The following is an 11,848-nucleotide window of genomic DNA, read 5'->3' on the forward strand; positions in this document are numbered from 1 at the left end:
GGACTTTCACCCACATCCGATAAGCAGTTAGGATTTCGGGTTTGACCCCGCGAATCCCCCTAGTCATACCCCTCTAATCTCTAGAGGCTCTTACTAGGAACGAGCCGCACCACATTTCAGGATATTTCGATAGACTGCGCCCTCACCCTAATATTGGCACCATCACCAGAGCGAACAGTTGCAGAACCAATCTGTCCTCCATCTAATACCTGTAAGCGTTCTACATCTAAAACCACATCGCCTGCATTTCCTACACCAATCGAGCTCGCTGTTATCCTAGCAAAGCCAGCGACTTTGAGCTCCTTAGTCTGGATCATTAAATCATTACCATCAGCTGTACCAAAGACCCTGGTCGATAAGTTACTTCTAGTTGAGCTAACTGTTGGATTTGCACTTACCTCGATTGATTCTGTCGCTCGGATGCGCACAATTCCCCCTTGGGTTTTTCCCAAGGTATGGGCGTTAATACGAGAACCGCTTTTGACATTAAGGTTTCTCGCTTGAATCTCAATATTGCCGCCACTGTCGCCATTGGTAATCACAAACGCCTGTTGAGTCAGGTTAATATCCCCAAACTCGGCTATTCCTTCATAACCCATTGTCCACCCTTGTGCCAGGGGTGTCACAGACACTACACTGTTGGGTCCAACACTGCCAAGTTCAATGCGTCCTGCGGATGCGGTCAATCCACCACCAGGAAAGTCTAAATTTCCCCCTAGCAAGGCAATGGTTTGCCCTGGCTCTACCTGAATCCCCACGGTGGCATCCGAATCTGGACTAATGGCTTGGGATTGGATCACTATCGACTCGGCTGTTGAACCAAATTGCACACCCATGGGTATATTAATTGTCAACAATGGCGCTTCATCTTCTGGTTGACTAGCCTTAAATTCAATGCCATCGTTAAAGACAATTTTCTCAGCTGTGGTCGCAAAAAACGAACCACCAATACTTAAGGAAGCATTTTTACCAAAACTAATCCCACTGGGATTAATCAAAAACAAATTAGCGCTGCCATTAGCACGAATCAACCCGTCAATATTTGAAATACTGCCCCCTGTAACCCGGCTGAAGATATTAGCAATATCCGTGGCATTGTTAAAAAAGGCTTCTCCGCCGGTAGGGATAGAAAATTTCGAGAAACTATGAAATAGATTACTTCCAGCGCGCTCACCATTTTCAATCAGGAAATTGACGCTATCGTTGGTAGTAACTGTAGTCGAAACAGAGCCATCGCTACTGATTTGGGCTGTCACAACATCAGGGATGGCAAAGCTGAATAGCAGAATAGTGCCAAGTATTGAACATGGCCTTATTGCTTGGTTCATCTGTTCGTTATTAGTAGCTTGGTGTGCCCAAAGCACTTGACATTGCTAGTATTCCCACTAACAAGTCATAACTAACAGTCATAACTAAAAGGTAGGTAGGGCTTGCTGATTAACTCTCAAAGGATTGACAGATAAAGGTTTTCGCCTTTTTGGGTCTCTTTAAGTTCCAGCAAATCGGTCGAAAAAGCTCAAAAAATTAGCATACAAAGACAAGAGCCGAAAAATCATCGGACTTGTCTTCCGACTACCTTCTATATAATTCCCATTTCTCCTAACTCGCTGACTCCACACTCGCTGACTCAATCCAATACCAAAACACTTTTTCAGCAAACCCTAGGTAAATGCTGAGTTCGCCACTGCTCATAGTGTGACCAGAAAAGTTCAAAAGCTCACAGACCAAAGTCTGGAGCCAAAGAGGGTACAGGCTTTTTCCTTCCCGATTCCCTGCGCCCATCGCTATAGCTTTTTTTTATGGGCGATGCTGTGGTGATGCGTTTTTTATTGCTCGGTTTTGTTAGTCAAAAAAAATCCTAAATACCTGATAGCTAACCGCTAAAATTAAAACCTTAAAAATTATAATTTCAAGGTTAAATTGGCGGTCATTTATTTCCTAATTATCCCATTCTTCCGGATCATCAATCATACCGGGATTAATTAGGGTAATATCATACTCATCCATTTGATCTACTGGATCAGTTGGGGTATTCTCTCGCTTCAGTAGATAATATTTAGCACTGACCTTAGGGGCAAAAATTACCTCATCTTCATCTTCGAGATCATGGGCTTGAAGCTTACGACCATTGATTAAAATGCCATTGGCACTAGTCTTACCTTTGAGGTTACCATCAAAAATTCGGTAGTAGGGACTGCCATCAGAACGTCTACGCCTGACTAAGGTGGCATGTCGGCGAGACACAAACTTTGAAAACAGGCGGATATCAGACTCTGGATCTCTACCGATAGAATATACCTCCTCTTCCAAAGGAATCTGCTTGCTTCCTTTGTCATCCTCAATAATCAGTAAATGGTTGTGGTCAGATTGTGTAGCCATGAATCGCTCGTGATCAAAAGGGTAATTGGTTGAGAACAATACTCTTATTTATTTACATTGGCACATTTCTCAACTAGCTTGCGACTGACTTAGGTACTGATTTACCTAGAAAACCTCTCCTGAGTGGTGAGCATTACCTGATTATCTGTTATTCAACCATTGAATCAATAAAAGTCAAAAACTAGACACCAAGCTGACTCTATGGTGGTTGCTTCCAATGACCCAGAGAAGTATAGCTTTCTGAAACCTTGCTGCTGTGGATGGTTTACTATAGGTATTCAAGCGGACTTGCACTAATTCCGTAAACGGGTTAGCAACAGTGAGTTTGTGACAACACTAACTGAGCTGAAAGCCATTAAGGCACCAGCAGCAGCAGGAGAAAGTACCATCCCAAATCCTGGTAGTAGTCCACCAGCGGCAATGGGAATACCCAATACATTGTAACCGAATGCCCAAAACAGATTCTGGCGGATTTTGTTGAAGGTGGCTCGTGATAGGTCTATGGACTTGAGCACATCGAGCAAGTTATTTCTGATCAGAATAATTCCTGCTGTTTCCGCTGCCACATCGGTTCCCCCATGCAAGGCAATCCCAACATCAGCTTGTGCTAGAGCTGGACTGTCATTGATGCCATCTCCCACCATAGCCACACAGTGTCCCTGGTCTTGAAGGTTTGCGATCGCATTAGCTTTGCCATCGGGCAGCACCCCAGCAATAACATCCTCTGGCTCTAGTGACAAAGTTTTGGCCACAGCAGCCGCCACTTCCGGTCTGTCACCAGTTACCATCATCACCCGCAATCCCAGGTCTTTGAGGTGTTCTACTGTTTCTTTAGCCTCGACTCTCGGAAGATCATTCACACCAATTAATCCAGCTAGTACCCCATCAACAGCTACATAAACTACTGTTTTACCCCCATCTGCCAAAGCCTTGACTTCCCCTTGAGCAGTATCACTAATCGTAACATCCTGCTTACTCAACCAGTCTGCACTGCCAAGCACTACCCGTTGGTTTTCTACTAAAGCTGATAGTCCCAATCCTGGTTCTGTGTAAAAATCTTGAGCCCCTAACATCGGTAACTGTTGCTGTTGAGCTTCGGTAACAATTGCGCTACCTAAGGGATGGGATGTGCCACTTTCTGCTGCTGCTGCCAGTTGCAGCAATTGGCTAGCAGAAGATAGAGCAATGGTTTTCGTACCAATAGCGCTCTGTTGGTCATTCTCTGTTTCAGGTTGAATCAGCAGGCAATCGGTAACCGTGGGTTGACCCTGAGTTAGGGTACCGGTTTTGTCAAAAACCACAGTATCCAGCCGATGCACCTGTTCTAAAATGTCACCACCTTTGATTAATAAGCCCCGCTTTGCCCCCAGGCTGGTACCGACTAGAATGGCCGTAGGTGTGGCTAGACCCAAGGCACAGGGACAAGCAATCACTAAAACTGCGATCGCTAATTTCAAACTCAACAGTAATGGAGAAGCCGCCATGGTTGACCAGACCTCCGGCCAGATTCTAGTTCCAGCCACGTACCAAAATAGGAACGTTAAAAATGCGATCGCCATCACCCCATAGGTAAAATACCCTGCTACCAAATCCGCTAACTGCTGTACTGGCGCTTTCCGAGTTTGCGCTTCCTCCACTAGTGCTACAATTTGTGCCAAAGTAGTTTCTCTACCAGTACGGGTTGCCTTTACCACCAGCACTCCCGATTTATTCAACGTGCCACCAGTAACCTGATCCCCTGCTTGCTTTAATACTGGTAGCGATTCCCCAGTCAGCATTGACTCATCAATCGATGAGACTCCCGTAATCACTTCCCCATCGACAGGAACTTTTTCCCCAGGTAATATCCTTAACCATTCTCCCACCCGGACTTGCTCCACAGGAATTTCGATCCCCCCTCGATCACCTTCTGTACCCTCTAATGTTCCAATCAACCGGGCTACCTGAGGCTGTAGGGATAGCAAAGACTCAAAGTCAGCAGTAGCTTGATATCTTGCTCCTTGCTCTAAGGTCCGACCTAAAAGAATAAAACCCAGCAACATCACTGGCTCATCAAAGAAACATTCCCATCCCAGGTTAGGGAATAGTAATGCCACACAGCTAGTGGTGTAAGCCGTCACCGCCCCCAGTCCGATCAAGGTATTCATATTGGGAGCACCGTGCCACAAACCACGCCCACCCTCAACTATAATTGAGCGTCCAGGTAATAGTAGCGCTAGAGTTGCCAGTCCCCAATGGAACCACAAAGTACTCAATACTGGCAGCATTGGTCCATGGAACCAATGACTGATATGTCCTAATGTAGAGAAGACAATCAGGACAGCAGCAATCGCTAGTTGTTGGCGGTATGCTCTAGCTTCTTGCTGATGTCTCTGGGCTGGTGTTAACCTATCCTGGCTCTTAGTTCCCTTTTCAGTTTCAGGTAAACGGGGTTGACTAGGAAACCCTTTTGATGTAAGCAAGTCAGCTAGGACAGTTGGTTGCACCTCACCAGCTTGATACTCTACCACAGCTACCCCAGTTACCAGATTCACACAGGCTTTCGATACCCCAGGGTTACTGCTCAGTTGCCGTTCCACTACACCAACACAACCAGCACATTTCATGCCAGTGACATCTAATGTGATCGTTTCTACAGGCAATGCTGGTTGAGTTAAGGTAGTCTTGGCGGAAGTTGGGATAGATTTTGGCATAGATTTGGTGAACAGCTTTAGTAAATTGGCAATGCCTTGAGGATTAAGAGCAAGACATGCCTCTTATTTCCAGCTTAGGCTAAGAGCTGCTCAACTAGGCTAAAGTTTTTTGTTAATGGTTATCATTATTTTGGTGTTTATGTAAATGACGACAGCAGGAGACTTGGAAAAAAAAAGCTTCCCCAGCTTAGATAATTCAGATAGCACTAACTTAAGGGTTTCGACAAGTTTTGGACGTGTTAATAGTTGATAAAAAAAGCCCTAAATAGATTAACTGTGCCAGTAGCTTAGTCAATAGAATTGCGATTGACCTTGGCCTTTTGGCCTAAAGGCCAAAAGGCCAGGGAATTATGAAGGAGAATATCAAGTAAATATGAAGTAAATATGAAGGATTTCAAGAAACGAGCACTTATGAATTTACTCTCATGAAGGGAACTTCGCTGAAAATCTAGTAAGTCTCACTTGTAAGTCTCAACTTAGACGAACAACATGACACAAAAATATACAGAAGCGGACACAGAAGCGTTTTACGATCACGAAGACAGCATGTATCGTAGCTTCTGGGATTCTGAAGGCAGTTTACATTGGGGCTATTTTGACAACTTAGCCGACGCTCGTGCTCAAGACTTTCTCCAAGCTTGCCACCGTTGGAATGAATCTATGCTCGCCTGCAGTGGGCTGACTACTGAATCTCGGGTACTGGATATCGGTTGCGGCAACGGCAACACCGCTATCTGGCTAGCCCAGCAGACAGGATGTGAAGTTGTCGGCATTGACATCAGTGCAGTCCGGGTTGGCAATGCCAACGCTTTAGCTCAGGAGTATCCGTCCCTACGCCTCTGTTTTCAGAAAGCATCAGTAACTAGCCTACCTTTCTCAGACAATTCCTTTACCCATGTCTGGAGCCAAGCCACCATTTACCATGTCCACCAGCGAGAGCTAGCTCTGAGGGAGATTTACCGTGTTCTTCAGGAACAAGGCATCTTCCTATTCGATGATCTGATTACGCCAGTGTCCGAGATCAGCGCAGAAGGCCAAAAGCACGTTTATCAACGACTACTGTTTGAACCAACATTTAGCTATGAGTCCTACGCAAAAACACTCAGTGAAATTGGCTTGATGGTGTTGGAGGCTAAAGACTTGAGCGAACACCTCAATAAGAGCTACCAACTGTTGTCAGAGCTAGCTCTGAGCAAGTATCCGAAACTTAGCGCTTCCTATGATAAGATGTGCGAGGCGATTACAGCTCGGGAACTCGGATGGAGTTTCTATCGCTGTCAAAAGGTAAGCGATCGCGTGTCGTGGATCTACGGAACTAATGATGAAAAAACGTTACAAGATAAGTACAATGCTTGGGCGACCATTTACGATGCTGACTTAGACGAGACCTATCGCTGCTCTCCCGTTCTATCCGCTAGGGCTCTGGCAAACGTACTGCCAAATAAAGCAGCAAGCATTCTTGATGTTGGAGCAGGTACAGGAATGGTAGGTGAGGCTCTGGCAGACCTAGGATACACCAACATTACAGCAGTTGACTTCTCCGAGGAAATGCTGGAGGTAGCTAGGAAGAAGCAAGTTTACACGGCCTTGCACCAAGGGAACGTGGCAGAACCTCTAACCTTCTCTAGTCCTGAGGCGTTCGACGGGATTGTGGTGTTGGGGGTATTCACCTTTGGTCACGCCCATCCTAAAGGGTTGCGAAACCTATTCGAACTATTGAAGTCTGGAGGATATTTTGTCCTCACCCTGCGAGTTGACTACTACGAAAGCAACGATTCATTAAAAGAGATTCTCGAAGAGCTGTCATGGAGTATACTCGATCGAGTAGAGTTTAACATCTTTGAAACAGAACCAATGGTTGCTCTAGTGCTGAAAAAGCACTAATTGCTGATAGTTTAAGGGAAAATCATGGCTACACCATGCAAATACTATGACGTTCCATTAAAAAAGCTAAACTCAAAAAATGCTGAAGGATTAGGAACTGTATTCACGGATTTTGAAGATGTTGAAATAGAGTTGTGTAAATGGCCAAACCCAGGAAAACGACCTCTTATTGCTAGGGGGGGTTATGGTACATTTATTGAAGACGAATTCAAAGTATATTGGCGTGGTTCTACGGTGCTTTCCGCTGACCATAAAAATGCTCGCGGTGGTGCAGCTGGAAAGGCTGTAGTTGATCCTGAAACTAACTCTAACTATGTGCTAGTGAATTGGCTTAGCGCCCATCTAGATGCAGGAGAGGCTTTTATTCCTAAAAATGGTGAACCTAGTATCTTTCTATTAGCGCCTCCTGGAGACAATGTCAAACCCGAAGATTTTGTAGCGCTTTACTCCGATGGGTGTTACGGCATATCAATTCATCCTGGAGTATGGCACACAGCTCCCTTACCACTGTCTGGTGAGGTAGTCTATAAAAATAAACAAGGCAGTATCTATGCTACCGTAGATTGTCTATTGTTGAAGGAGCAAGATACTTGTCTAAAGATTCCCCTTCGTAAACCTCAAGAAGACTGACAACATAGATAGCCAACACAGCACGGAATAGATAGAAACAGATGATTTTCTATAATTTGGAGTGCAAGTATTTCCCGTAGCCGCTTCTAAAGGAGCTAGAGCGCTAGTTAAGTAACTGTTAAACTGGCTATTTTAGCAATCGATATAAATGGGGCGGGAGGGATAAAGGTAAATCGATGTATTTTCCAGAAAGTGATGTATCAAAAAGCGATGCAGCGCGGTCTTGGGGAGCCAGTGCGGTCTTGGGGAGGCAGCGCGGTCTTGGGGAGGCAGCGCGGTCTTGGGGGTCCCCCCCATGAGCGACTGCCGTGGTTTCCCCCATGAGCGACTGCCGTTCCCCCAGCAACTGGCGTGGTTTACCCCACTCGCTATTGCATCAAGACAAATGTGTCAAATTATATTACTGAATAGCTGCTAAAAATCGCCTATTTAGTAATCATGGCAGACGATAAAAAATCCGTATTTCGAGACTCATAAATCACTGATTAACCGAAGTTATTTAGGTTTTTGGTGATTATTGGAGTAACGGTATAGTAATCTCAAACAGAGATTGTAAAATTCCAATTGGTAAGTCCAGAAATAGGCTTGTTCAAGTCAATTGAATTTTAATTCATTCAACTCAATGGAGGATAAATCATGGCGACCATCAAACTAATGCACGCCAAGCTACATCGAGTGCGTGTGACTGAGGCAAACCGCCACTATGTGGGCAGTGTCACGATTGACTCCAACTTGCTGGCACAGGTAGGGATTTTACCCCTCGAAGAAGTAGAAATTGTCAACATTGACAATGGCAATCGCTGGTCAACCTATGTGTTGCCAGGAGAAGCAGGTTCAGGAAAAATTTGTCCCAATGGAGGGGGAGCGCTACTGTGCAAAGAGGGAGATACCTTGATTATCTGGGCAAACGAGCAATGCGATCGCGCTGAAATTTTGAGTAGCGGACACCAAGCGCGGGTACTGATTGCTGATGAAAACAACTGCTGTCAAGAAGTGTTTTACCAGACTCTCACCCCTACACTCACCCCTAATGGAGAGACACTGGAATACAACGGCTATCAAACCACTAACGGCAAACAATTGACCTCTAAGTCACAGGTAATGGTGGGGGCTGAAGCCTAGTTCTCAAATAAATGGAAACCAAGTAAGACAAAGGATAAAGGTGAAAGATGACAACGCTACTTCGGCCACTCAAAGCCGCTTTTCGGATCGAATCAGTTGCAGTGACCAACAACGGTGTACAAGTCACTTGGAAAGATGGTCATCACAGCTTTTACCATAACCTCTGGCTGCGGGATGCTTGCCACTGTCCCGAATGCTTCCAGCGGGATACATTGAGCCTTAACAGCTCAGAAGGGGAAGGACATGACCCCCTGAAAATGCCACTCAATCCCATCACTGAAGCGGTCAAGATCGATCGTGAAGGCAATTTAGATATAGTCTGGGGCGGTCAAGAACCTGGACATCACAGTGTATTCGATCCATCTTGGCTGCGAGTTCACTGTCAAACAGACCCCGCCCTCAAACAGCGACGAACACCCCAACTGTGGGATTCATCAGTGTCCATCCCTCATTTCGATTACTACGAAGTGATGAAAGACGATTGGGCACTGTTGCTGTGGTTGGACAAGATGCTGGAATTGGGAGTAGTCATCATTGACAACGTGCCCAAGAATCGAGAGAGTTTTCAGGCACTGATAGAGCGGATTGGACCGATCCAACAACGATATCATCCCACCCATATCTTTACGTTGGATACAGCAAACAAACTGGCAGGGAATATTCACCACGCCTATCAGTATATGGAACGTTTACATAATCACACAGACCATGTATCTTACAACGTTCCTCCCAGACTGCAATTTCTCGGATGTATCCAATACGACAACCCAGACAATGACAAACAGGCATATTCTACCCTAGTGGATGGGTTCAAAATTGCTGAGGTTCTCAGAACCCAACAGCCAAAATTCTTCGAGTTGCTGACCACAGAGTATGTGCCAACAGGTCGCCGTCGCCTGGGTGTAGAAGAAAAGGTATCTAAGCATGAAATTGGCACCAAGAAGTACCAATGGGAAACTTATCATCGTCAGCATGTAATTAATTTAGATGAAACCGGTGAAGTCTACCAGATTCGTCACCATGAAAAAGACCGAGTGCCACTAGAGGTTTCCCCTGATAAGATTCAAGACTTATATGCAGCCTACCAAGCATTTACGGCACTAGCTGAAGCTCCTGAATATAACGCCGAATTTCTGATCGCTCCGGGACAAGTATTAGTTAACGACAATTGGCGATTACTCCACGGGCGTACCGCCATTCACAATCCTCAGCTGCGACGAGTTTTATTGGGAGCCTACATGAAACCAGAAACATTTCGTAGCAGACGGCGACTGTTACTAGGCAAAAAAAGCGGTATGTCAGATATCTGGTTAATGGGATGCTCAGACCGTGCTTTAGAAATGCTCGCAGACCGCACCACAATCTAAAGAAACCAAATACATTAAGAGCTTGATACATAGGAGCTTGAAATTAAAATGACCACGCTACTTCGACAACTCAAACCTGCTTTTTGCATCAAATCCATAGCAACCCATGACAATGGTGTAGAGATCACTTGGAAAGATGGCCATCAAAGCTTTTACCATCATCTCTGGCTCCTAGATAGCTGTCGCTGTCCTAAATTCTTTCAGCGAGATACCTTAAGCCTCAATAGCGGACATGACCTCCTCAAAATGCCCCTAAACCCAACTCCTCAAGAGGTGACAATTGATCGTGAAGGCAATTTGGATATTGTCTGGGGTGGTCAGGAAACAGGGCATCACAGTGTATTCGATCCTTCCTGGCTACGAGTTCATTGTTACGATGACCCAGCCCTTAAACAAAAATCAAAACCTCAACTTTGGGATGCATCAGTATCTATCTCTTATTTTGATTATCATGAGGTGATGAATGATGACGACGTTTTATTGTCCTACCTGAATCAGCTCGTCGAACTAGGGGTAGCAGTAATTGAGAATGCTCCAAATGACGAACAAAGCTTTCGGGCATTAATTGAACGGGTGGGGCCTTTACGGCAACGTTATCATCCCACCAATGTATTTACTATGGATAGAAAGAACGCAGTTGCTCAGGCTATCCAACATTCTTATCAATTGGGACGTTTAAGAAATCATACAGACGTTACTGCCTACGATATTCCCACTGGAATCCAATTTCTGCAATGTACCCTCTACGACAACCCGGATAACGACAGACAAGCCTATTCCACTGTCGTTGATGGTTTCAAATTAGCAGAGGTAATCAAAACCGAAAACCCCTACTTCTTTGAGCTACTTACCACAGAATATATACCAGCAGGTCGCCGACGACTGTCTGTGGAGGAGAAACTATCGGAAAATGATTCCGGCCCCCGGAAATACGAATGGGAAGCTTACCGGCGTAATCATCTAATTAACTTGGATGAAAATGGCGAAGTGTATCAGATTCGGTATAACCACAACACCAGGATACCCCTAGAGGTTTCCTACGATAAAATTCAAGACTTATTGACAGCCTACCGAAGATTTTCCCAACTCTTACAAGATCCTGACTATAATGCCGAATTTCTACTGACTCCCGGACAGGTGTTAGTAGTTAACAACTGGCGAGTGCTCCATGGACGTACCGGTATCTGGAGTCCTTCCCTGAAACGAAGCTTGCTAGGAGCCTACTTGGAGGAAGAAACCTTCCGCTGTAGACGGCGAATTTTGCTAGGGGAGAAAACTGGGATGTCAAACCTGTGGTTAATGGGATGCTCAGACCGTGCTTTGGAAATTCTCGCAGATCGCTATGTTTGAGATCATCGAATAATCTTAATTGATGGGAAGTGAAGCGCTCTCAACAACAGACAGCGCTTGCATCAGAAAATTAAAGCTATTTTTAGGGCGCACAGACGTGCGCCCTAACTATTATAATAGTCGCTATTTATCACAAATAAGTAATTTATTACTAAATAATAGGCCAGTTATTAAACTGGCACAAACAATAAAAATTTTTATCCCCTGATTTTACTACACCTTTCTGAGGAATTGTTAAAGCATACATAATAGGACTTAAGGGTGAGATGCTGATTGCATTAACAGGGATTGGGCATGTTGACACTCCCCACAGCTATAAGCAGGGGGATTCTTGGCTCACAGAACTGACTTGCCGTGACAGGTTTACACCAACCACAGTAGAGGTCAAATCTCCCCAAGCGTATCGGCTTCGCCGACGCTACG

At 45.1% G+C, this 11,848-nt stretch carries 9 protein-coding genes; 5 read left to right on the forward strand and 4 right to left on the reverse strand.

Features of this window, described 5'->3' with window-relative positions; all coding sequences use genetic code 11:
- Positions 1–116 precede the first annotated feature (116 nt).
- The 3 genes from F6J99_RS32890 to F6J99_RS32900 all read right to left on the reverse strand — a co-directional run bounded on the left by F6J99_RS32890 (position 117) and on the right by F6J99_RS32900 (position 5,072).
- The gene (locus F6J99_RS32890) at positions 117–1,364 is read right to left on the reverse strand and encodes a filamentous hemagglutinin N-terminal domain-containing protein (protein ID WP_293119343.1); all 1,248 of its coding nucleotides are present in this window, start codon (positions 1,362–1,364) and stop codon (positions 117–119) included.
- Between the two features lie 574 nt (positions 1,365–1,938).
- Positions 1,939–2,379, reverse strand: a complete 441-nt coding sequence (locus F6J99_RS32895) for an FHA domain-containing protein (protein ID WP_293119345.1) — start codon at positions 2,377–2,379, stop codon at positions 1,939–1,941.
- A gap of 293 nt (positions 2,380–2,672) precedes the next feature.
- Positions 2,673–5,072 carry a heavy metal translocating P-type ATPase gene (locus F6J99_RS32900; RefSeq protein WP_293119347.1) on the reverse strand — a complete coding sequence of 800 codons (2,400 nt, stop codon included), beginning with the start codon at positions 5,070–5,072 and terminating at the stop codon, positions 2,673–2,675.
- 489 nt (positions 5,073–5,561) lie between these two features.
- Here F6J99_RS32900 and F6J99_RS32905 point away from each other — a divergent pair, with 489 nt between their 5' ends.
- On the forward strand, positions 5,562–6,956 hold the full coding sequence (locus F6J99_RS32905; protein ID WP_293119349.1) for a methyltransferase domain-containing protein: 1,395 nt from the start codon (positions 5,562–5,564) through the stop codon (positions 6,954–6,956).
- A 24-nt stretch (positions 6,957–6,980) separates the two neighbouring features.
- Positions 6,981–7,586: an ureidoglycolate lyase gene (locus tag F6J99_RS32910; protein ID WP_293119351.1), complete on the forward strand. Its 606-nt coding sequence runs from the start codon at positions 6,981–6,983 to the stop codon at positions 7,584–7,586.
- Positions 7,587–7,713: 127 nt separating this feature from the next.
- On the opposite strand, the gene F6J99_RS32915 is transcribed toward F6J99_RS32910, so the two are convergent.
- Positions 7,714–7,908 carry a hypothetical protein gene (locus F6J99_RS32915; RefSeq protein WP_293119352.1) on the reverse strand — a complete coding sequence of 65 codons (195 nt, stop codon included), beginning with the start codon at positions 7,906–7,908 and terminating at the stop codon, positions 7,714–7,716.
- Between the two features lie 314 nt (positions 7,909–8,222).
- On the opposite strand from F6J99_RS32915, the gene panD reads away from it, so the two are divergent.
- The 3 genes from panD to F6J99_RS32930 are packed head-to-tail and all read left to right on the forward strand — an operon-like array spanning position 8,223 to position 11,425.
- A complete protein-coding gene (panD, locus tag F6J99_RS32920) occupies positions 8,223–8,708 on the forward strand; it encodes an aspartate 1-decarboxylase (protein WP_293119354.1) in 486 nt (161 codons plus the stop codon).
- Between the two features lie 47 nt (positions 8,709–8,755).
- Positions 8,756–10,075 carry a TauD/TfdA family dioxygenase gene (locus F6J99_RS32925; RefSeq protein WP_293119356.1) on the forward strand — a complete coding sequence of 440 codons (1,320 nt, stop codon included), beginning with the start codon at positions 8,756–8,758 and terminating at the stop codon, positions 10,073–10,075.
- Positions 10,076–10,123: 48 nt separating this feature from the next.
- Positions 10,124–11,425 (forward strand): TauD/TfdA family dioxygenase, encoded by a 1,302-nt coding sequence (locus F6J99_RS32930; RefSeq protein ID WP_293119358.1) that lies wholly within the window; start codon positions 10,124–10,126, stop codon positions 11,423–11,425.
- The last annotated feature ends 423 nt before the right edge of the window (positions 11,426–11,848 follow it).

It is taken from the genome of Moorena sp. SIO4G3, from assembly GCF_010692305.1.
GTDB lineage: Bacteria > Cyanobacteriota > Cyanobacteriia > Cyanobacteriales > Coleofasciculaceae > Moorena > Moorena producens_A.